20 protein-coding genes are annotated in these 20,616 nt (G+C 60.9%); 4 read left to right on the forward strand and 16 right to left on the reverse strand.

The annotated features are described in order from the left end of the window. Positions 1-150: 150 nt before the first annotated feature. A complete protein-coding gene (gene thpR, locus LAB08_RS16780) occupies positions 151-690 on the reverse strand; it encodes an RNA 2',3'-cyclic phosphodiesterase (protein ID WP_096510710.1) in 540 nt (179 codons plus the stop codon). 60 nt (positions 691-750) lie between these two features. Here thpR and LAB08_RS16785 point away from each other — a divergent pair, with 60 nt between their 5' ends. Next, complete coding sequence (locus tag LAB08_RS16785) at positions 751-945, forward strand: hypothetical protein (protein ID WP_096510708.1); 195 nt, start codon at positions 751-753, stop codon at positions 943-945. A 15-nt stretch (positions 946-960) separates the two neighbouring features. On the opposite strand, the gene LAB08_RS16790 is transcribed toward LAB08_RS16785, so the two are convergent. Both LAB08_RS16790 and LAB08_RS16795 read right to left on the reverse strand, forming a co-directional pair. Further along, positions 961-1,314 (reverse strand): DUF1428 domain-containing protein, encoded by a 354-nt coding sequence (locus LAB08_RS16790; protein ID WP_096510706.1) that lies wholly within the window; start codon positions 1,312-1,314, stop codon positions 961-963. A 33-nt stretch (positions 1,315-1,347) separates the two neighbouring features. Further along, a complete protein-coding gene (locus LAB08_RS16795; protein ID WP_096510704.1) occupies positions 1,348-2,412 on the reverse strand; it encodes a hypothetical protein in 1,065 nt (354 codons plus the stop codon). Positions 2,413-2,845: 433 nt separating this feature from the next. Here LAB08_RS16795 and LAB08_RS16800 point away from each other — a divergent pair, with 433 nt between their 5' ends. Next, positions 2,846-3,106: a hypothetical protein gene (locus LAB08_RS16800; protein WP_096510702.1), complete on the forward strand. Its 261-nt coding sequence runs from the start codon at positions 2,846-2,848 to the stop codon at positions 3,104-3,106. On the opposite strand, the gene LAB08_RS16805 is transcribed toward LAB08_RS16800, so the two are convergent. From LAB08_RS16805 to LAB08_RS16830, 6 genes are all read right to left on the reverse strand, one after another. Then, positions 3,078-4,022 carry an NAD-dependent epimerase/dehydratase family protein gene (locus LAB08_RS16805; protein WP_096510700.1) on the reverse strand — a complete coding sequence of 315 codons (945 nt, stop codon included), beginning with the start codon at positions 4,020-4,022 and terminating at the stop codon, positions 3,078-3,080. The genes LAB08_RS16800 and LAB08_RS16805 overlap by 29 nt on opposite strands. A 2-nt stretch (positions 4,023-4,024) precedes the next feature. Beyond that, the gene (locus tag LAB08_RS16810; protein WP_096510698.1) at positions 4,025-5,137 is read right to left on the reverse strand and encodes an HlyD family secretion protein; all 1,113 of its coding nucleotides are present in this window, start codon (positions 5,135-5,137) and stop codon (positions 4,025-4,027) included. 6 nt (positions 5,138-5,143) lie between these two features. Next, the gene (locus LAB08_RS16815; RefSeq protein ID WP_096510696.1) at positions 5,144-5,965 is read right to left on the reverse strand and encodes a hypothetical protein; all 822 of its coding nucleotides are present in this window, start codon (positions 5,963-5,965) and stop codon (positions 5,144-5,146) included. Between the two features lies 1 nt (position 5,966). Continuing rightward, entirely contained in the window at positions 5,967-7,295 is a 1,329-nt protein-coding gene (locus tag LAB08_RS16820; RefSeq protein ID WP_096510694.1) for a glycosyltransferase family 2 protein, read from the reverse strand. Between the two features lie 6 nt (positions 7,296-7,301). After that, a complete protein-coding gene (locus tag LAB08_RS16825) occupies positions 7,302-8,690 on the reverse strand; it encodes a TackOD1 domain-containing metal-binding protein (protein ID WP_096510692.1) in 1,389 nt (462 codons plus the stop codon). A gap of 538 nt (positions 8,691-9,228) precedes the next feature. Then, positions 9,229-10,116, reverse strand: a complete 888-nt coding sequence (locus tag LAB08_RS16830) for a LysR family transcriptional regulator (RefSeq protein ID WP_096510690.1) — start codon at positions 10,114-10,116, stop codon at positions 9,229-9,231. A 133-nt stretch (positions 10,117-10,249) separates the two neighbouring features. Between LAB08_RS16830 and LAB08_RS16835 the strand changes: the two genes are divergently transcribed. Beyond that, on the forward strand, positions 10,250-11,665 hold the full coding sequence (locus LAB08_RS16835) for an MFS transporter (RefSeq protein WP_096510688.1): 1,416 nt from the start codon (positions 10,250-10,252) through the stop codon (positions 11,663-11,665). A gap of 95 nt (positions 11,666-11,760) precedes the next feature. Here the strand turns inward: LAB08_RS16835 and LAB08_RS16840 are convergent, their stop codons facing one another. The 5 genes from LAB08_RS16840 to LAB08_RS16860 all read right to left on the reverse strand — a co-directional run bounded on the left by LAB08_RS16840 (position 11,761) and on the right by LAB08_RS16860 (position 17,217). Further along, positions 11,761-12,228, reverse strand: coding sequence for a cupin domain-containing protein (locus LAB08_RS16840; RefSeq protein WP_096510686.1), 468 nt, complete (start codon positions 12,226-12,228; stop codon positions 11,761-11,763). Between the two features lie 215 nt (positions 12,229-12,443). Beyond that, positions 12,444-13,493: an NAD(P)H-dependent flavin oxidoreductase gene (locus tag LAB08_RS16845; protein WP_096510684.1), complete on the reverse strand. Its 1,050-nt coding sequence runs from the start codon at positions 13,491-13,493 to the stop codon at positions 12,444-12,446. A gap of 114 nt (positions 13,494-13,607) precedes the next feature. After that, positions 13,608-15,125: a CoA-acylating methylmalonate-semialdehyde dehydrogenase gene (locus LAB08_RS16850; protein WP_096510682.1), complete on the reverse strand. Its 1,518-nt coding sequence runs from the start codon at positions 15,123-15,125 to the stop codon at positions 13,608-13,610. A 290-nt stretch (positions 15,126-15,415) separates the two neighbouring features. Further along, positions 15,416-16,177, reverse strand: a complete 762-nt coding sequence (locus tag LAB08_RS16855) for a tetratricopeptide repeat protein (RefSeq protein ID WP_096515349.1) — start codon at positions 16,175-16,177, stop codon at positions 15,416-15,418. A gap of 344 nt (positions 16,178-16,521) precedes the next feature. Next, positions 16,522-17,217 (reverse strand): MOSC domain-containing protein, encoded by a 696-nt coding sequence (locus LAB08_RS16860; RefSeq protein ID WP_254007465.1) that lies wholly within the window; start codon positions 17,215-17,217, stop codon positions 16,522-16,524. Between the two features lie 96 nt (positions 17,218-17,313). Here LAB08_RS16860 and LAB08_RS16865 point away from each other — a divergent pair, with 96 nt between their 5' ends. Next, positions 17,314-18,201: a LysR family transcriptional regulator gene (locus LAB08_RS16865; protein ID WP_096510678.1), complete on the forward strand. Its 888-nt coding sequence runs from the start codon at positions 17,314-17,316 to the stop codon at positions 18,199-18,201. A gap of 796 nt (positions 18,202-18,997) precedes the next feature. Here the strand turns inward: LAB08_RS16865 and LAB08_RS16870 are convergent. Beyond that, positions 18,998-20,014 (reverse strand): NAD(P)H-dependent flavin oxidoreductase, encoded by a 1,017-nt coding sequence (locus LAB08_RS16870; RefSeq protein WP_096510676.1) that lies wholly within the window; start codon positions 20,012-20,014, stop codon positions 18,998-19,000. A gap of 3 nt (positions 20,015-20,017) precedes the next feature. After that, the gene (locus LAB08_RS16875) at positions 20,018-20,572 is read right to left on the reverse strand and encodes a cytochrome b (protein WP_096510674.1); all 555 of its coding nucleotides are present in this window, start codon (positions 20,570-20,572) and stop codon (positions 20,018-20,020) included. Between the last annotated feature and the right edge of the window lie 44 nt (positions 20,573-20,616).

Here is a 20,616-nt window from a genome sequence, read left to right on the forward strand (position 1 = left end):
GAGCGAGCCTGCTCGCGAAGAGGCCGGAACATTCAACATAGAAATCAGGCTTAACTTTTTCCGTTCACGCAGCGCCTTACCACCGCTGCGTCGCTCACCTGGCTCCTCGGTTAAGGTGAAGTTTGGCGCCCTTGGGCGCCTTTTTTTCGTTTACGCGTTACCCAGCAGCCACGAGGCCAGCGCCAGGTAGCGGCCCTTGTGGGATTCGAACAGGGCGAAACGGTCGGCGCGCAGGAAAAACTCCGGTGGCGTGGCGGACTCGGGCACCGGTGCGCGAAAGTCACGCGCCAGGGTCAGGTGCGGGCGAAACTCCCGTGGCGCATCTTGCGGCGCAAACGGCAGCACGGCCTGTTCCAGGTCATACACCAGCCGCAACAATGCCGGCGGCGCCTGCTCCGGCGCCAGGACCAGCACCCCTGCCCTGCGCCATACATCGAGCCGGTCCAGCACCACGGTCAATCGCTCGCCCGAGGTACGGATGGACGCGGCCGCCTTACAGATATCGGCAATCTGCGCCGTACCGACCGATCCGAGGAATTTCAGGGTCAGGTGAAAGTTCTCCGCCGGTACTGGCCGCCCGCTCCTCAGTTGCAGCGCACTACGCCATTGGGCGATGGCCTTGCGTTGCGCCGGCGCACAGTCCAGGGCAAAAAACAGCCGTTTGAATGGCTCACGGGATTCGTCGCTCATGCGTGGCACCTCCTGACATCCAAGTTATAGTTCATGCAAACGCTAAAACTGGAGGGGGCCATGCGAGAAATCATCAGCAAAGAGCCATGGTGGGCCGTGCCACCGAAACCCGGTCAGGACGAGTTCGAGCTGGAATGGGGCTGGCTGGTTCACTACAACGAAGGTGAGCCGCGCTTCGAGTTCGTCAGGGAACGGCCCACGGACAGCGAGATTCGTAACCGCAAGAGTTGCAGGATCACCCCTTCATCCGAGTGATCCTGCGGTGGTGGTTCACGCCTTCACGATCGTTTCAAAACCGCCGAAGATCATGCGTTGTCCATCGAACGGCATCGGATTGGCGTCCGGCTGCATTCTCGGGTCGGCCATCATTTTTTCCATCGCCGCATCGCTGGTGGCCTTGTCCGGCCAGATGAGCCAGCCGAATACCACAGTTTCGTCTGCCTTGAGTTTCACGGCCATCGGGAACGACGTCACCTTGCCGTCAGGCACATCATTGCCCCAGCACTCGACCACGCTCAGAGCCCCGTTCTCCTTGAAAATCCCGGCAGCGATTTCGGCGTGCTTCTTGAATTTTTCACGATTGGCGGTGGGCACCGCAGCGGCAAAAGCATTGACGTAAGACATGGGTGTTCTCCTTGAGCTCACAGGTAAATACGTTCATGGGTTGATCTGCTGATTAGTCGATTGGCTCGGCTGCGATTCGACATGATCGACGGGCAGGCCGACCGGCGGTTGCGCGCTGGCAGCCAGGCTGCCTTCGATCTGCCCTGCCATGTACAGGGTCCCGGCCATGACACCGGTGGTCGGGTTCTGCACCAGCTTGGTCCAGGCCTTGTCGAACGTGTTGCCCAGGCTGCTGCGAATCAGCGCTTCGCTGTCCGGCCGGTCGGCGGATTGAATCAAGGCACGAACCCCCGCGACCCCGACGGTAATCAAGCCGCCCGCGAGTTTCCCGGCGGCCGCCGCCACGGCACTGGCCGCCCCTCGTGGGGCCATTTCAGCTTCCATTCGTCGGCTGGCGCGCCTGGCCACCGGCGCCATGGCGATGTCGGTTGAACCGACGCCCTTTTCGCCCCCGGCCTTGTGGATTTTGTCGATCAGCGCGGCGTAGGCCGGCAGGTTGTTCAGCGGTTCGGCGTACACGATCTGGTACAGCGAGGCGTTGCGCGCCGGTGGTGGCCCGAGGGCAATCGCCGGGATTTTCTGGATGCGGCCATTGAGCTGAGCCATGGGTACGCCGTGGCGCTGGGAGATTTTTTGCAGTTCTTCCTTGAGGATGTCCACATAGAAGGCAGCCGCCAGGGTGAGAATCGCATCCGGATCAACCTCCAGCGCCGCCGGAGCCAGCACTTTTTCCTGATATTGCTCCAGCAGATAAGCGGCCAGGCGCTTTTCCGAAGCATCCTGTTCACCCTTGGCGCTGATGGTGTACCAGCTGACTTTCATCGACAGCCATTCCTGGGTCCAGTAGCTGCTGAACCAGGGAATGAAGTTTTGTTCGGTCAGTTCGTAGACCCGCGTGCGCCAGTAATCCATGGCGCCGCGGGCGTAGATTCTGGTCTGCTCGGTAGCCGACTGCGACGCCTCGACAATCTCCCGGTCCACCTGCTGCCAGGTGCTGGGCGCAACCATGATCTGCGGCGTTTCCACCGGCGCGCGCGGCGCCGTGACGCAACCCGCCAACACAAGCAATACAGCGACGATCAACGAACGCAGGTTCAAGATCGCGGCTCCTGAAAGTCTGCACCGAACCGAATGCCCGGTGCTTGAAAGGCCCTGATTTGAGTATAGGTGCGGGCCGTTGCCCATTTGGTTTTGCGGTGGTCTTTCGGGCGCCATCGCGGGCAAGCCCGCTCCCACAGGGATCAAGGGTGTTCACAACTCTGTATTCCACCACTGACCACTGTGGGAGCGGGCTTGCCCGCGATGGGGCCCGGGAGATCACCCACAAAACCGACCATCACTTGCATCGATATTCAACATCGCCACGAATGCCTTCCGCCTGACGACCGTCAGCGTAGGATCAATCTCAACCCAACACGAAACCTGTAGCGGAGGGTCGAATCATGCTGATCCATCTCCTGACCTGCTTGGCCCTGACGGCCTTCACGTTGACTGTATTTGGCTGGTTCGTCCTCTCCCAGGAGCGCACGTCATGATCAACGAAGTCACCCTGTCCGTGAGCTTCCCGGTATTCGGCAACAACTACTACTCGCAGCCATTCGAGTCTCGTAAAGTGTTGACCCTGGTGTTCGACAAAAAATTCGAAGCAATGCTGATTCCATCCGCCGGCCAGCACTTCAACAACGAAGTGGTCGGGCTCAACGATCAGTTCCGTTTCCTCAACGATGTGCTGGCCGAGCATTTGCTGGCGAGCGAGTTCGCCGCTAGCGCCCGCCGCAATCAATACTCCTGAGCAGATGGCCCAGGCCGTCGGCAACACAGGTCGGCGAGGCCGGGGAAAAACGTTCCAGCAGGCGGCGGTTATCGGCCCGTGAATGCCTGATATCACCGGGACGCGCCGCACTGTAGTTCAGTGTCAGCGGCCGTCCCAACAGCTCGCTCAACAGCGTCGCCAGATCATTGAGGCTGGTGGATCGGTTGAACCCGACATTGACCGCCTCGATGCCCGGTTTCGGCTCAGCAACCGCTTTTACCAGGATCTTGACCAGGTCACCGACGTACACAAAATCCCGCGTTTGCTCCCCATCGCCGTAAACGGTAATGGGGAGTTCTTTTTGCCCACGCTCACTGAAAATACTGATGACGCCGGAGTACGGCGATGACGGGTCCTGACGGGGTCCGTAAATATTGAAAAATCGCAGGATGACCGGTTCGAGGCTGTGCTGGCGGCGATAGAAGTCCAGAAAATGTTCGCTGGCCAGCTTGTCGGCCGCATAGGGCGTCAGCGGATTCTTGGGCGTGTCCTCGGTGATGGCGGTGCCGTCACCGTTGTTGCCATAGATCGCCGCGCTGGAGGCATAGACCACCCGCTTGACCCCCGCCTGACGCATGGCCTCGCAAATGTTCAGCGTGCCGACGAAGTTGCTCTGGTGCGTGGCGACCGGGTCGTCGACCGACGCCTGCACCGACGCCACCGCCGCCAGATGCACCACCGCGCTACAGTCTTTCATCGCCCGCGTCACCGTCGGCGCGTCGGCGACATCCCCCACCACCAGGGACAAGTGGCAGCAATCAACCGGCAAGTTCGACAGTTTTCCTGTGGAAAGGTCGTCCAGCACCCGCACGCCGTAGCCGTTTTCAAGCAGTGCTTCGACCAGGTGCGAACCGATGAAACCGGCACCGCCCGTCACCAGAATTCGCTCTGTCATGACTATTTACTCCCCTGCACGTTGGTGTCGGGTCGATACATGGCAATGAAGTCGCCCAACTCTTCAATGAACTCACGGCTGTCGGTGACCATTTGATCCCAATCAGTCGGAAAGCGGACATTCAACGGCAATTGATCAATGCGCCAGCGCGGCGGCAATGGGTGATCGAACCGGGCGGCGACCTGCAAACCCATCTCACTGGCGGCAAATGGCCCCCGCAACACCGTCGGCGTACGACCGGCACTGTCCACGGACTGGACCACCCGGGCCGTCAACCATTTGCCGTCGGGCATACGCACGCGCAACGGCTGGCCGATCCCGGCATGGCTGATATTGAGCGGTTCCAGATAGATCCACAGCAGCGGCTCCTCCATCTGTTCGATGCGCATCAGCAAGGTGCCGGCGCCGACGTTTTCGCCGGGGTTGACCAACACTTCCGCCACCCGCCCGCTCTGCGCAGCCGTGACCGGCAGCGCCGCGAGGCGCGTTTGCAACCACTTCTGCTCGGCGTTGCGTTGAACCTTGTCGCGCTCCTCGCTCAATGGCTGATTGGCCAGTTGCTCGCGGCGCTCGAACGCCAGCAAGTCGGCCTTGAAACTGTCGAGTTCGGACTGGGCCGCCAGCACTTCGCCACGGGACACGGCGCCCCGTATCACCAGATCCTCAAGCACCCTGATGCGATCCTGCGAACGGGCAATCCGGGTCTGGAGCAACTGGCGCTCACGGCCGCCCAGTTTGGCATTGCTTGCCCGCGCGGTGTCCGGCGGGATGGCGGCGAGTTGCGCAAGCCGGGCTCGCCATTCGGGGTTATCGAGATTGGCCAGGGGTTGATTGACCCGCACCTGGTCACCGGCCTTGACGAACAATTGCTCGACCCGTCCGGCATCCCGGGCGCGCACCTCCAGAATCGGCAAGCGCAATTGCGCCGGGGCGTCGATCATCAGCATGCCGTACACCAGCTTGCCCCCCAGCCAGATCAACGGACTCGCCACCAGCAACAGGATCAGATACCAGCGCACGCGAAACGCCGCGCGCTTGCTGGGAGCGTAGAGCACACTCAAGCCCTGTTCTTGAGTCGGGTTCAACTCCTTGCGGCTATCGAAACGAATCTTCATCACGGCTCACCGTTTTGGAAAGTCTCGCCAGGCCTGCCAGTCGATGCCGGCAATCCCCAAAGGTTGCAGTTGTTCACGCCAGGCGTTGGTCTGGTGTTGCAACTGTTCGGTGGTCGCGCCGGCCCAGGACTCCGTGGCGTCCAGCTGCGGCTCTGTGCTCTGTGCCAGGCGAAATTGCAGCGCGGGCCAGCGTTTGGCGATCTGCTCGGCCATTCGCGCACTGTTTTTCGGGTTGCGGGTGTAGATCATCAGGCTGACCTGGCGCACCCCCGTGTCGGGCAGCGCACAGGGCACACAGGTTTGTCCGGGTTTCGGCTCGGCGAACCAGCGAGGGTGGCTGGACATTTCTACCGGCCAGGGGCTCTGCGCGGCGGCCATGCGCAAGGTCTCAAGCAGGTTTTTCAAGCGTTGATCGGGGACGGGAACGCCCAACTGCTCGACTTCCAGATCCAGGTGCAGGCTGGTGAAGGACAGACCCTTGAATTTCGCCAGCAGATCGGTGAGCTGATGGCGCCCTTCGGGTTCGATCCATTGCGGATCGCCCAGCAACAGGCTCACTTGAACCCCCTCTCTGGCCGCGTCCCGCAGCAATTGCTCCAACCCTTGGCGGGTGGTGCCCAGATCCCGAATCTGAGCCGACTTGAGGCCCAGGTAGATCTTGTCCATCCCGGCCTTGCGCAGCGCCGCCAGTTCAGTTGCCCGCTGCCCGGGATCGAGCAGCGTTTCGCTGTCCCACACGTAACTGGCCTGGGACCATGTCGACGGCGCCGCCTGCGCCATCAACGCGGGCGGTAACCACAGCGCCAGCGCAAACAGTATCGATCGCATATCAAAACCTCGTGGCTCGCTTGAGTACCCACCAGGGCGCCATCGAGCTTTCTTCATGCCCGCGACGGAACATCTCGTTGAGCATGGCCACCGCGCTCCAGCACCGCAGGATCAGCATGAACAGCGGAAAGACCGGCACCAGTAACCCCAGGGTCATGTCCTGCCGGGGTCGGTCGGAGACCATCAGCAACATGGCGAAGAACAACAGCGCGGTGATCATCAGGTAAAGCAGATAGACCAGCACAAACAGAAACAGCAGCGTCTTGCCCGGCAGAATGAACAAGGCGAGCAAGGTGTAGCTGAAGATGAGGAATGGCAGTACCAACTGAAAAAAGAACCCCGTGAGCAGGATCATCACAAAGGTCGGCCAGCCCAGTAAGCGCGGGTTGATGTTGTGGTTGTGCTTTCTGATGTAGAGAAAATACAGGTCGCCGTCCCAACGCAATCGTTGCATCAGGAACTGCCTGAGCGTAGCCGGCGCGTCGGTGTGCCCGACCGCCTCGGGCTCGAAAGGAATTCGCAGGTCGTGGCGTTTGAAATAGCTTTTGATGCGCAACGTCAGGTCCAGGTCTTCGGCGGTATGGGTGTTCCAGCCGCCGATTTTCACCAGGAAGCTGCGCCGGAACGCGCCAAAGGCTCCCGAGACGTTGTTGACCAGGTTCCATTCGGACAGACCGATTTTCGACATGTGAATCGACAACAGGTATTCCAGCGCCTGCATCGCGGTGACCCAGGATGACCAGGCATTGCGTACGCGCAGGCTGCCGGCCACCGCCGGCACCGAAGGGTCCTCGAAATGCCGCACAATGGAGGTGACCATGTTGTTGTCGAAGGACGTATCACCGTCGAGCGCCATCACGATTTCACCGCTGGCCAGCGACAGGCCGGCGTTCAATGACGACACCCTTCCGCCACGCTGCCATTTGGCGATCGGCCGCAAATGGCGCCTGGGGTACAACTGCGGATTGACGTCGAAACTGCGCACGGCGCTGAGTGTCGCCTGGTTCATCGTGGCGCCATCCACCACGGGAATCATCTCGATGTGGCCCTGGTACGTCTGCTCGCACAAGCTCAGCAGGGTGGTCTGCACATCCATGCCTTCGCTGTAGCAGGTGATGATGCAAGAGACTCTCGGTCGATAAATGCTGATCTTCGGCACCTGGCTGCGTCGCCGTGTGAACCAGCGCAAGACCCCGAGCATCACCATGATCATCAGCGGCAGTTCGAACATCAGGAACAAGGGGAAAAGCATGTAGAACAAGCGGCTCAATCCATCCGAGCCCATGAGCGAAACCATCAGGTTGTAGAGTTGCTCCATCAATGGGCTCATGGTGCGTCACCCCAGCTCACTGGCCAGACGGGCCAGAAGCAGTTCGCCATCTTCCTGATCGAGCAGTTCCTCGGGCGCCGTGATGCTGATGACACGCAGGGAAATGTCGCTGATCTCCGGTGCGGAAAACAATTCCGCGACCTTGCCCAGGCGTTGCTTGACGATGGCCAGGCCCTTGGCATCGGTATGGGGCAGCATGATCCAGAAGAACTCCTCGGTGCTTCGCGAGCAGCGGTCCGTTTCCCGGACGGTTTCCTTCAGCCGATCGGTCACGCTGTCGATGAACGCGTGACCGCGTTGTTCACCCAGGCGCGACAAGGCCCCGCTCAGATTGACGAAGCGCAGGCCGATCAACGAAAAGGCGGGCTCGGGGTAGCGGCGCACAAGCTGGATCTGCCAGGTCAGCAGGTCATAGAAATCCTTGCCGCCCAGCAGCGTGAGTCGACCGAAGTGCTGGGCCGAACGATCACTGAACTCCTGGCGGCAGCGGAAACGACCGGCCTCGGTCAGGCGGAAATCCCTGATCTCCCGCACCCGCAACTTGTCGGGGGTGTGCGACAGGCCACAGTCCAGGCAACGGGCCTGCACTTCGGCATCGACAAAGAACGCCTGGCACGACCGACAGCGATAGTTCTCCATCGGGCGGTCGTAATCGCTGCCGATGTGGCGCAAACGGTTCAGGCAATTGGGGCACAACAACACCCCGTCCTTGAGGAAGGATTCCTGGGGGCCGACGTGACCGCAGGTGAAACAATGCAATGAAGGTTGCCGGGAAATGTCCAGGGCCTGGCATTCGGCGCACACATCGATGTAATTGAGCCGGCCCGAGCCGCAGTCCGCACAGAGGCGAACCCGGTCGACCAGAACGCCCTCTTCCAGCCAGTCCTGTTGCGCCATCAGACTCAACCAGACAAACGAGTTGACTTGCTCGTTGTCCGCCAGCGCGTCCAGTAACGGATAGCGATAATGCTGGGGCACTTCCGGGTCGCGCAGGGCATAGATGCGCGCATCGTCGCGCAGCCAAAGCCAGGACAGCACCCGACTTTCGAAGCGCTCCGGGGCGGCCTCTTTATTGAACAGGCGGAAGCGTTCCAGCCAGCTCCGCCAATTGGTTTTGATTTCGTTGGAGTCGACCGGGCACGCGCCATCCCCCAGGGCTTCGCACCAGGCATCCTGATCGCGGCAGCAGAAGATGAGGGTGTAACGATAGGGGCGGATGGAGCGCAACTTGCGCAGGAATTTTCCCGCATGGGTGCCGGGCATATCCAGCAGCAGTACATCAAATGCGGCGACAGCCAACAGGCTGGCAAAATCGGCAAAGTGTGCAATCTCGGGAAGATTCAGGCTGGGAACTCTATTACCGAGTATCGCGATTCGCGGATTTGAAATCGGCATGACATACGCCCTCTACAGGAGACCGAGAAGTGCGATTGACAGGAGATACCAACACTAGCACCGCATCAGAGAAGCGCATGCTTAATTGTGAAGTTATTTTTTGACAGTCCGACCGCCGAAAACTCTTCAGACAATTCAATGAATTTTTGTACATCTTAGCGCGGGGCAATTTGATCGAAAGTAAAAACGAGACAAATTTGAAATTATTTATTTTTCAATCAATTAAAAGAACTATCCAACTAATAACCTCACCCATAATTGATTGCCAATCAAATTGACATCATTGATAGCGTTGCGCCATTTGGCAGTACCTGCAATTCGAAACCAGTTGCACTCGGCTCTTTTCATTTACGACCAACGGCCGCAAATACAATGCAACACACTATAAGTTCAAATTATTTTTATATCAAAATAACAGTCTTTTATTACCAAACCAAACAGTAATACCCATCACTATTATCATCAGCTTATCAGCCATTATTTCAATATCAAGTTCATGGCACTCGATAGATCATGCAACTTGTTTATGGGTGCGTCCTTATGCGCAAACTTCCCTGAGACAGCCGCGCAACCAGCGATGCACCGGGTCGGCATCCAGCCGCGGATGCCACAGCATGGCCACGGTAAACTCCGCCAGGGACAGCGGCAGCGCAAAGCTGTGCATGCCCGCGCGCAGGTTGGCAGTGTGGCGTTCCGGCACGCTGGCGATCAGGTCGCTGGCGCGGGCGAGCGCCAGTGCAGTGGAGAAGCCGGCGACAATGGTCACGATCTGTCGCACGAGACCAAGGGGCGCCAGGGCTTCATCGATCGGTCCCTTGTCCAGCCCGCGGCGGGACACACTGATGTGGCTGCCCGCTGCATAACGTTCAGGCGTGATCTCATCCTTCCCCAGCGCATGCCCGGCACGCACCACGCCGATGAAACGATCCCGAAACAAACCCTGGGTCCGCAGCTCCGGGCCAGCGGCGTGGCCGACGACACCGGTTTCCAGATCGACCGTGCCATTACGCAGTGACGTGCTGTCCTTGTCGGGTTTGTGCACGAAACGCAGGCGCACACCCGGCGCTTCTTCGGCAATGCGTGCGATCAGCGCGGCACCGAAGTTTTCGACAAAACCTTCGCTGGTGCGCAGGGTAAAAGTGCGCACCAGCTGTTGGAGGTCAGGCTGCTCGGCCGGGCGCAGTACCGTTTCAGCCTCCAGCACAAGCTGACTGACCCGCTCACGCAACGCCAGTGCCCTCGGCGTAGGCACCAGGCCGCGCCCGGCCCTGACCAGCAGTGGATCGCCCGTGGTTTCACGCAAGCGCGCCAGCGCCCGGCTCATGGCCGACGGACTCAGGCCCAAGCGCTTGGCGGCCCGCGCCACGCTGCCCTCGGTCAGCAGGACATCCAGTGTGAGCAGCAAGTTGAAATCGGGCGTCGACATGAAGGGCACCGTGGCTCAGTGAGATGGCGTCAGACGCACGTATCAAGTGCAACCGATGCGCCTTCCGCCATGTTAGGCGCGGGCGTAGATTTGCGGTAGCTCCAATCGGGAGTGGCCAGAAAAGAGGACCCCCATGGATTCCACAGCAGCTGTCACAGAAAGCAGGGAACGGACATTGTCTGTCAGGTGGGCGCTGGCCAGCCTGTCGCTGTCGATGTTGTTGTCATCCCTGGGCACCAGCATCGCCAATGTCGGCCTGCCGACACTGGCCCAGGTCTTCAATGCGTCCTTTCAACAGGTGCAGTGGATCGTCCTCGCCTACCTGCTGGCCATCACCACCCTGATCGTCAGCGTCGGTCGCCTCGGTGACCTCATGGGTCGGCGGCGCCTGCTGTTGACCGGGATCGCTTTGTTCAGCCTGGCTTCGGCCTTGTGCGGCCTGGCGCCGAGCCTGGAACTGTTGATCGGCGCGCGGGCGCTGCAAGGTCTCGGCGCGGCGATCATGATGGCGCTGACCCTGGCGTTTGTGGGCGAGACGGTGGCCAAGGACAAGACCGGCAGCGCCATGGGTTTGCTGGGCACAATGTCGGCCATCGGTACGGCGATGGGACCGTCGCTCGGCGGTGTGCTGATCGCCGGGTCGGGTTGGCGGGCGATCTTCCTGATCACGGTGCCCCTGGGCTTGTTGACCCTTGTGCTCGCCCATCGCTATTTGCCTGCCGATCAGCACCGGGCAAAGACCGCTCGGGCCGCGTTCGATCCACTGGGCACCCTGCTGCTGGCCCTGACGCTCGCCGCCTATGCGCTGGCCATGACCCTCGGACGTGGCCATTTTGGCGCGCTGAATATCGCTCTGCTGCTGTTGGCTTGCGTGGGTGTCGGGGCGTTTGTGTGGGTGGAGAAGCGTGTCGCCGCGCCGTTGATTCGCTTGGCGATGTTTCGCGATCGGCCGCTCAGTGGCAGCCTGCTCATGAGCCTGTTGGTGACCACGGTGATGATGGGCACGCTGGTGGTCGGGCCGTTCTATCTGGCGCAGGCCCTTGGCTTGAGTGCCGTCGAGGTCGGGCTGGTGCTGTCGGTCGGGCCCTTGGTCGCCGCACTGACCGGGGTGCCTGCGGGGCGCATTGCCGACCGCTTCGGTGCCCGGCGCATGACCCTCGCCGGGCTGGTCGCCATCGCGCTCGGCTGCCTGCTGTTGTCGGTGTTGCCGAGCACCTTGGGTATCGGCGGCTACCTTGCGCCCATGGTCGTGATCACCCTGGGTTATGCGGTGTTCCAGACGGCCAACAACACGGCGGTGATGGCCGATGTCCAGCCGGAACAACGGGGGGTGGTGTCCGGATTGCTCAACCTGTCGCGCAATCTGGGGCTGATCACCGGGGCTTCGGTGTTGGGGGCGGTGTTTGCGTTGGCTTCGGCGACGGTCGTTACCGCGCCCCCGCAAGCTGTTGCCCACGGCATGCGCATAACATTTGCCGTGGCGTTAGGCCTGATCGGCGCCGCGTTCATTGTAGGAGCGATGCTTGCTCGCGATGGACGTCAACGATAACGCGCCCTGCCTGACTGACCGTGTTGTCCGGGCGTTTTTCGCGAGCAGGCTCGCTCCCACAGGTTCGCAGTCGAACTGGGCGGGACGGCGGCCTGCTACTGCTTGAGGATAAGCAGCGGCGTGTCTTTCTTGACGACGTAGGTCGCCAGTTCCGAGGCCTTGCCCTTGCCGATATTCTTCGCGACATGCGCGGTGCCTGCCGGGATGTACAGGGATTCGCCGGCATTGAGTACAACGTTCGGCTGCCCTTCGAGTTCGTACTCGAACGTCCCTTCGATTACGTAAGCCACTTCAACACCAGGATGGGCATGTTTGGGCGACACCACGCCCGGATCGAAATCGACGCGCACCTGAATGACTTCGCGCCCTTCTACATCAAGGTCGCGATGGACCAGGTCGGTGCGCTTGATGCCTGTCTGCCAGCTCTTGGCAGGGGCTTGGCCAGCATCGGCGGATGGTTGGGTTTCCTGGGCCTGGGACAGGCCGGCGAAAGCGGTCAACGCGGCCGTGACGAAGGCGACGCCAAGCAGGCGGGTGGCGTTGGTCTGGTTTTTTCGGGACATCGCAGTTCTCCAATGAGCGCCGGGTAAAAAGCGCGGGATGCCGTTGTGGGGCTACGCCATTACGCGGTCGTCATGTATCGCGTTCGTGTCGCGCAGGGACTGTTTTTGTATGCGCAAGTCGCTGTCGGCGAGGGAGATACGTTCAGATACAAGGGCCTGATTGGTCGCCCTTAGCGTGCAAGGCGGTTTCGCTCGGCGTACCCCCCTGCGAGGTGTCAGGCCTTCATTTCGGCGGCCAGCACATTCACCAATGCCGCCGCCGGCATGGACCGTACCAGTGGCGCGCCCTGCCCGGCCCACTGCACGGCGAAGTCGCTGTTGGCCCTGGCCGCTGCGGCGGCATTGAGCGCCTTGTTGGCGTCGTAGGCGATGGGATAGTCCGGCAGCGCCGGGGCATTGGCCTCAAGGCTGGTAAAGTTGCGGTTGACCATGCCCCGGGCAGGTCGGCCGGAGATGACGCTGGTGACCCTGGTTTGATGAGCACGCGGGCCTTTCAGGGCTTCCCGATAAACCGCATTGGCGGAGGATTCGGGACACAGAATGAATGCCGTACCCAACTGCGCGGCGCTGGCGCCCAGCTGCATGACGGCCTTGATGCCGGCGCCATCCATGATGCCGCCCGCCGCGATCACCGGCAGTCGGGACGCTTCGGTCAGCACACGCACCAGGCCAAGGGTGCCCATCTCGCTGTCCTGCTGCGGATCGAACACCCCGCGATGTCCCCCGGCTTCGTACCCCTGCGCCACCAGCGCATGCACGCCAGCCTGTTCCGCCTGCTGCGCTTCGGCCAGGTTGGTCACGGAACACAGCAGGACGATACCGGCGTCCTTGAGTGCATCGATGGCCGGTTGCGCTGGCAAGCCGAAATGGAAGCTGACCACCGCGGGCTTTTCTTCCAGCAGCATGTGCAGCATGCCGACGTCCTCGACGAACGAGGTGTAGATCTCACGCAGCGAGGTCGGCGCAGTGGCGTCGAACTCGGCGAAAAACGGCGCGAGGAAACTCAGCCACTGCGCTTCACGCATACTGTCTTGCACCGCAGGCGCGTGGCAGAACAGGTTCACATTGAACGGCTTGTCCGTCAGCGTCGCGGTCTCACGCAACATGGCCCGCGCCTGTTCGACGTTGCTCGCCCCGATGCCGATGGAGCCGAGCCCGCCGGCGTTGGACACCGCGGCCGCGAGCCTGGGGGTGGAGACGCCCACCATGGGCGCCTGGATGATGGGCAGTTCAATGTCTAAAAGGGACAACAAAGGGTTGGACATGAGAACACCTGAATGTGATGCGAAAAAATGAGGAGCATGGAGTCGCCCCCCCCGGGAAAACGGACAACGTGCCAGCCCGCGCCAACACGCCCTCCCACCCGAAAAACTCAGTGATTACTTGGACGTCGGCATGGCAAATTCAGCGCCCTTGGCAATGCTGTTCGGCCAGCGCTGCATGATCGACTTCTGCTTGGTATAGAAGCGCACGCCTTCTTCGCCATACGCGTGCATGTCACCGAACAGCGAGCGCTTCCAGCCACCGAAACCGTGCCACGCCATGGGCACCGGAATCGGCACGTTGATGCCGACCATGCCCACCTGGATGCGGCTGGCGAACTCACGGGCGATGTGACCGTCACGGGTGTAGCACGCGGTGCCGTTGCCGAACTCGTGGGCGTTGACCAGCTCGACTGCCTCGGCAAAATCCTTCACCCGCATGCACGCCAGCACCGGACCGAAGATTTCCTCTTTATAGATCTTCATTTCCGGGGTGACGTGATCGAACACCGTGCCACCGAGCCAGAAACCCCCGGCACAGTTGGCACCGGCCTCTGAACCGTCAAAGCCGCGTCCGTCGACCAGCAGCTCGGCACCTTCGGCGATGCCTTGCTCGATGTAGCCGGTGATGCGCTGGTGCGCCACTTGCGAAACGATCGGCCCCATTTCGGCGGTCAGGTTCATGCCCTCGAGGATTTTCAGCGTACGGGTACGCTCCACCAGTTTCGGCATGACCTTGTCGGCGACATCACCGACGAACACCGCCACCGAAATCGCCATGCAACGCTCGCCGGCAGAACCAAAAGCTGCGCCGATCAGTGCATCGACCACCTGATCGATGTCGGCGTCGGGCATCACCACCATGTGGTTCTTCGCCCCGCCCAAGGCCTGCACGCGTTTGCCGTGGCGGGCCCCGGTCTCGTAGATGTAATTGGCAATTGGCGTCGAGCCGACAAAGCTCACGGCCTGGACTTGCGGATGATCGAGCAGCGCATCTACCGCTTCTTTGTCGCCCTGCACCACGTTGAACACACCGTCCGGCAATCCGGCTTCCTTGAACAGTTCGGCGATCAACAGCGAGGGCGAAGGATCGATCGGACTGGGCTTGAGTACGAAGGTATTACCGCAGGCGATCGCCACCGGGAACATCCACATCGGCACCATCACCGGGAAGTTGAACGGCGTGATGCCGGCCACGACCCCCAGGGCCTGGCGCAGGGTCCAGTTGTCGATGTTGGTCGAGACCTGCTCGGTGTAGTCGCCCTTGAGCAACTGCGGGATGCCGCAGGCGAACTCCACCACCTCGATACCGCGGGTCACTTCACCCTGGGCGTCGGTGAACACCTTGCCGTGCTCGCGGGTGATCATCTGCGCCAGCGTGTCGCGATGCTCGTTGAGCAACGCCAGGAACTTGAACAGGATGCGCGCACGGCGCAGTGGCGGCGTCGCCGACCAGGCCGGGAAGGCGGCCGCTGCCGCTTGCACCGCCGCGTCGACTTCAGAGGCATTGGCCAGGGCCACCTTGGCGGTGACCGCACCGGTGGCCGGGTTGGTAACGTTCTGCCCACGGTCGGAAATGCCCGGCGTCACGCGGCCGTGAATGTAGTGTGCGATCTCTGCTGGCTGGTTGCTCATGGCGGGTGTCCCCTGCTGGTGGATAAGAGCCATCTCTTTTTGTTTTCGGGAGAGTGCCAGCCGGGATGTGGATGCGGCTGGCAGAGCCAAGGTAGGCCAGCCTTATAATCATGTAAAATGATGATTAATGATCTTATGGATCATAAATGGTGAATGCTATTTTGTGCCGTGCACGGTGGGGAACCCGCGCGGGGAAATACAGACAAGCGATGGTCACACTCAGTTATCGCGGCACTCAATGCGATCCATCAGATTTGCGCCAGGAATAGGCGCTTTTTGTCGAGCGTCGTTCACCCGTGCACGAGGTAGGCCCCTGCCGGAACCCGATGTCGCAGTTTCTTGCATTTGCCGGGTGCGGGTTGATGCCCCGGCGGGCGGTCAGGAAACCAGATTCGGCATCGACCCGGAGGCGGTAAATGGCCGCGGGGAATCCTGACCTCATCGTATGCAGGCTCTGGCTCGTCGGAAGCCATTCGCAAGTTTCCTGTGGGAAGCCTGCCAATGGTCGGTGAGTCCGATAGCCGGTCTGCCTTTACGTGAGTGAAGTTGCCAACGTCGCGCCCGTTGTCCGCAGTGGTTTGTTCTGCCACGTCCATTTCTGCTTCGTTGCGCCTTTGGGTCTCCATTTCCACCCCCTGGCGTACGGCGACCAGATCCTCTTTGGCGCTGGGTGGGGTACCCGTGGATTGGGCCTGCTGCGCCGCCTGAATCAATTGGAAGTTGCGGTTGCGTAACGCAACGTTGCGACCAACCCGCATGTTCGAGCGCGCCGCCAGGGTTTCAGCCTGCTGGTACTGCCCCTGTTGAAGACGCAACACACCGAGGTAATGCAGCGTCGCGGGATTGTTCGGCTGGATATGCAGGGCCCGCTCCAGCGTGGCAGCGGCTTGGTCCAACTGGCCATTTTCATACTGTCGCGAGGCGGTTTCGATCAGCGTGGTTGATGCACTGTTGCTTTGAGCAGCAGCGGTTCGCTCGGCAGCAACCGAACAAAACGGCGCAACGGCACAGCACACCAGGATCAAACCCGGTAAAAAACGTTTGGTTGGCATCAGGGACGGACTCGACTGATCTCGCACAGCACTGCCGAAAAACAGAACACAGTGCTCGGGGCTCCAATCGACCTGGCGAGCACCTTGAAGTTCCCGCCCCGTCATCCGGGCGTGTACCGCGTTTTCCGAACGTTTTTCATCGGAACGCCGCCCAGACCAAGCATCGCTCCTACAGACTGTCAGGGCGGAACCGTCAGTGGCCGTTGCCGCAGGAATGGATATGTACGCGGTCAACAGCATTCAGGTCGGCTGTCAGGCCGCCGCTGCGATGCGGCGACCCGACAAGCCAGCTCCTACAGGAATCGGGGGCATTCAAAACAGTCAGGTCGCATCCGCGAGCAGAATCAGGATCCGCTTGCGACGCGCTTTTGCAGATACTTCGCCCGCTCGGACAATCGCCGCTTCCAGTCCTCGGCCAGGCCTCGGGTGGTCGCCAGCGCCAGCAGATCATCGATCACCGGCCGGTGCGACAGCTGCACCTGCCAGAACCGGTCGATGGAAAAATGCTCGGTATGCCGTTCCAGCAGTTCGATCCCGTCCCCCGCTTGCAGGAAGCCCGGCTGAAGAACGCGGTAATACCAACCGGTGATGCGCTCCCTGGCAACGAACATTGACAGGTGCTCGGCATCAAAACGGTGGTTGATCTTCCAGCACGGGCTGCGCGGCTGGGACACCTGCAACACGCTGCTGCCGACCTGGAACACATCACCGATGTGCACGTTGCATTCAGAGAGACCGAACGCGGAAATGTTCTCCCCCAGGCTGCCCGCCACCAGTTGCGGGGCGCTGTGGGCAAAAGCCTGGGCCAGGCGCGCGTAGTTCTGCGCCGCGTATTGATGCACGGCTTTTTCCGGACCGCCGTGTACCCGGGTGTCGCCGTGCTGGTCACCGACGATCCCGTGCAGCTCTACGCGGACGGGACCTTCGTGACGCCGCTTGAAGATGCCCGTGCATTGCCCCTCGGGCTGCAATACCCCCAGGCCACCGGCGAAGACGTGGTCAATTTTCGAAGTCAGTGTCATGGATCGAACGGCGCTCATTATCCGGTTTCGGTCACTTTACTAATCGTTGTCGCTGGTCGTAAAGTGATCGTTGAATATGCCCATAATCACTTTTTATGATGGATGGTGACGATCATGGAAATGCGCCAACTGAAGATTTTCTGCGCCGTGGCCGAGCTGGGCAGCTTCACCGCCGCGGCGTTGCAGGTGAATACGGTGCAGTCCAACGTGACCATGCGCGTGAAAGAGCTGGAAGCGGAACTCAATCGCGAGTTGTTTATCCGCAAGAAGTCGGGGGTGGTGCTGACGTCGGCGGGCGAGACGTTCCTCGGCTATGCGCGACGCATCCTGCAGTTGACCGAAGAAAGCCGCAGCGCCTTGATGGACACCGGCAGCCCGACGGGCCTATTGCGGCTGGGCTCGATGGAGACCACCGCGGCCATACGCTTGCCTCAGGTGTTGACCAAGTACCGCGAGCAATATCCTGACGTGCAGTTGTCGTTGCTGACCGGCACCACGGTGGAATTGATCAAGGCGATTGAAGCGCATCGGCTCGACGGTGCCTTTGTGGGTGGCTTCCACCAGAACTCGGCGCTGACCCAGGAAGAGGTGTTTAGCGAAGAGCTGGTGTTGGTGAGCAGTAACCAGTTCGATTCCCTGCCCGCGCTGATGGAGAAAATGCCCCAGCAGACGGTGCTGGTGTTCCGCACGGGCTGCTTCTATCGCTCGACCCTGGAAAACTGGTTCTATCAGGTGGGGTTGGTGCCTAACCAGATCATGGAGCTGGGCACTCTGGACGGCATCCTGTCGTGTGTCGCGGCGGGTATGGGCGTGACCTTGCTGCCCAAGGCCATTGCGGAAAACTGCAGTGTGCGCCACGGGATTCGCTGGCACACGCTACCGCCGGAGTTCGCCAACGTCTCCACCGTGTTCATCCGCCGCAACGACTCGATGATCACCTCGGCGATGAGTGCGTTCATTGGTTTGGCGCAACAGCAGATTGCGCGACCGGCGACGGTTTGAGTAACACCAATAACCACTGTGGGAGCGAGCCTGCTTGCGATAGCGTCGGGGCAGTCGACATCGAGGTTGACTGTGCCACCGTCTTCGCGAGCAGGCTCGCTCCCACAGGGGATCTCTGTTGGTCGCAGAATTCGCGTTCACTGAAGATCAAAACTGTAGGAGCGAGCCTGCTCGCGAAAGCGCCGGGGCAGTCGACATCGATGTTGATTGTGCCGCCGTCTTCGCGAGCAGGCTCGCTCCTACAGGGGATCTCTGTCGGTCGCAGAATTCGCGCTCACTGAAGATCAAAACTGTGGAACGGGCCTGCTTGCGATAGCGCCGGGTCAGTCAACATTGATGTTGATTGTGCCGCCGTCTTCGCGAGCAGGCTCGCTCCCACAGGGGATCTCTGTTGGTCGCAGAATTCGCGCTCACTGAAGATCAAAACTGTGGGAGCGAGCCTGCTCGCGAAAGCGTCGGGTCAGTCGACATCGAGGTTGATTGTGCCGCCGTCTTCGCGAGCAGGCTCGCTCCCACAGGGGATCTCTGTTGGTCGCAGAATTCGCGTTCACTGAAGATCAAAACTGTGGGAGCGAACCTGCTCGCGATGGCGTCGGGTCAGTCGACATCGATGTTGACTGTTCCACCGTCTTCGCGAGCAGGCTCGCTCCTACAGGGGATCTCTGTCGGTCGCAGGATTCGCGTTCACTGAAGATCAAAACTGTGGGAGCGAGCCTGCTCGCTAAAGCGCCGGGTCAGTCGACATTGATGTTGATTGTGCCGCCGTCTTCGCGAGCAGGCTCGCTCCCACAGGGGATTATTGCCAGCCGAGCGTTCTTCGTTGCTCGTTGAGAATTCGCCCCGTCGCGGCATAGTCGGTGACGCCAATCTCCAACCGACCCGGTGCTATCGAAACGCCTCGAGCAAGCTCCGCCACCCGCTCGGCCGCCGGCACCACACTGTGAATCTTGCCGACGCCCTGCCCCGCATACAGCGACAGCTTTTCAGCCATCCGCGGCTTGTCGATGGCCCGGGCGCCGCCACCGATGAAGCGCAGCAGGTTCCACTTGTCCCGGTTGGGGATCACCCGGTGCGGTGTGCCGTAGGTCCAGCCGAAGGAATAGCCGGTGCGGTACTCGGTGTCATCGGTGGTCGCCTCGACGATCTTCTGCTTGTACAGCGGATGCGCGTTGGACTCATCGGTGGCAATGAACGCCGTGCCCACCACCACCCCCGAGGCACCGAGCGACATCAGCGCCCGAACATCGTCGCCATGGGTAATACCACCGGCAGCCAGCACCGGCCGTCCCTCGCAAACACCGAGGATCGAGGTCAACAACGGCATGATGCCAATGGTGCCGCGATTGAGGTGACCGCCACTTTCACTGCCTTGGGCGATGATGATGTCGGCACCCTGGGCGATGGCAATGTGGGCCAGCTCCACCGACCCCGCCTGCACCATGACCACCATCCCGGCGTCTTTTGCCCGGGGGATCATATCGGCGGAATACTTCTCGGCATAAAACAGCGACAGCAGTTTGGGCTTCTCCTTGAGGATCACCTGGAACTGCGCTTCGAAGACATCCGGGCCGCCGAACTGCGGCACCAGATTCACGCCGAAAGGCCTGTCGGTCAGCGCACGGGTTTCCCGAATCCAGCGACGCAAGGCCAAGGGCGGCAAACGCAAGCCGCCAATCACGCCCATGCCCCCGGCATTGGCCACGGCCCCGACCAGTTGCGGACCGGAAATCGCCGCCATGCCACCGAGAAAAATCGGGTACTTCACGCCGCAGAGCCGGGTGACGGCGTTACCCGCAAAATCGAATTCGCTCATGACTCACAGCTCCACATGTTTGCCAAGCATCCGCTTGAGCGTGTTGTTCTTCAGGAGAAAGTGATTCTTGACCGCGCCGAAAATGTGCAGCGCCAGCCCGGCGAGAAACGCCGTGGCGCCGATATCGAACAGCCCATCGACCACCTGTTTCAACGCCTCGTTGGCGGGCAGCAGGCTTGGAATCCACCAACCGCCGGGCAGCTCCACCACGTCCCCGGCCGCAGCGCGCGAAGCCCAAATTGCGATGGGCAACAGCACCATCGCCAAGGCCAGCGACACCGCCACCGAGCGGCTGATGATCACTTCGATGGGGTTGGGAGTGCCCACCGGCAGCGGATGGTAAGCGCTGATCCGCGCCCAGAATCGATAAATCGAAACGAGGAACAGCATCAGGCCCAGCAGGTTTTGCACCCTGCCAAGTTCCTGCTGCAGTGCCGCACTGGACGCGTGGCCGATCAACACTTGAAGGATGAAAATTGCCAGCAGCAAAAACGCCACGACCCAGTGCAATGCGATGGTGATGGGTGAAAATCTCAGGCCATTGTCTCTTAGTTGCATGGCTGACTCCTTTTGCAGAGGTCGCAAAAAAATTGGGAGCGAAG

The sequence above is a fragment of the Pseudomonas izuensis genome, from assembly GCF_002356535.2.
In the GTDB taxonomy this organism is placed as follows: Bacteria; Pseudomonadota; Gammaproteobacteria; order Pseudomonadales; family Pseudomonadaceae; genus Aquipseudomonas; species Aquipseudomonas izuensis.

Coding starts and splice junctions, on each gene's coding strand:
- thpR (WP_096510710.1), bottom strand. CDS start 690: ATGAGCGACGAATCCCGTGAGCCATTCAAACGGCTGTTTTTTGCCCTG.
- LAB08_RS16785 (WP_096510708.1), top strand. CDS start 751: ATGCGAGAAATCATCAGCAAAGAGCCATGGTGGGCCGTGCCACCGAAA.
- LAB08_RS16790 (WP_096510706.1), bottom strand. CDS start 1,314: ATGTCTTACGTCAATGCTTTTGCCGCTGCGGTGCCCACCGCCAATCGT.
- LAB08_RS16800 (WP_096510702.1), top strand. CDS start 2,846: ATGATCAACGAAGTCACCCTGTCCGTGAGCTTCCCGGTATTCGGCAAC.
- LAB08_RS16805 (WP_096510700.1), bottom strand. CDS start 4,022: ATGACAGAGCGAATTCTGGTGACGGGCGGTGCCGGTTTCATCGGTTCG.
- LAB08_RS16810 (WP_096510698.1), bottom strand. CDS start 5,137: ATGAAGATTCGTTTCGATAGCCGCAAGGAGTTGAACCCGACTCAAGAA.
- LAB08_RS16815 (WP_096510696.1), bottom strand. CDS start 5,965: ATGCGATCGATACTGTTTGCGCTGGCGCTGTGGTTACCGCCCGCGTTG.
- LAB08_RS16820 (WP_096510694.1), bottom strand. CDS start 7,295: ATGAGCCCATTGATGGAGCAACTCTACAACCTGATGGTTTCGCTCATG.
- LAB08_RS16825 (WP_096510692.1), bottom strand. CDS start 8,690: ATGCCGATTTCAAATCCGCGAATCGCGATACTCGGTAATAGAGTTCCC.
- LAB08_RS16830 (WP_096510690.1), bottom strand. CDS start 10,116: ATGTCGACGCCCGATTTCAACTTGCTGCTCACACTGGATGTCCTGCTG.
- LAB08_RS16835 (WP_096510688.1), top strand. CDS start 10,250: ATGGATTCCACAGCAGCTGTCACAGAAAGCAGGGAACGGACATTGTCT.
- LAB08_RS16840 (WP_096510686.1), bottom strand. CDS start 12,228: ATGTCCCGAAAAAACCAGACCAACGCCACCCGCCTGCTTGGCGTCGCC.
- LAB08_RS16845 (WP_096510684.1), bottom strand. CDS start 13,493: ATGTCCAACCCTTTGTTGTCCCTTTTAGACATTGAACTGCCCATCATC.
- LAB08_RS16850 (WP_096510682.1), bottom strand. CDS start 15,125: ATGAGCAACCAGCCAGCAGAGATCGCACACTACATTCACGGCCGCGTG.
- LAB08_RS16855 (WP_096515349.1), bottom strand. CDS start 16,177: ATGCCAACCAAACGTTTTTTACCGGGTTTGATCCTGGTGTGCTGTGCC.
- LAB08_RS16860 (WP_254007465.1), bottom strand. CDS start 17,217: ATGAGCGCCGTTCGATCCATGACACTGACTTCGAAAATTGACCACGTC.
- LAB08_RS16865 (WP_096510678.1), top strand. CDS start 17,314: ATGGAAATGCGCCAACTGAAGATTTTCTGCGCCGTGGCCGAGCTGGGC.
- LAB08_RS16870 (WP_096510676.1), bottom strand. CDS start 20,014: ATGAGCGAATTCGATTTTGCGGGTAACGCCGTCACCCGGCTCTGCGGC.
- LAB08_RS16875 (WP_096510674.1), bottom strand. CDS start 20,572: ATGCAACTAAGAGACAATGGCCTGAGATTTTCACCCATCACCATCGCA.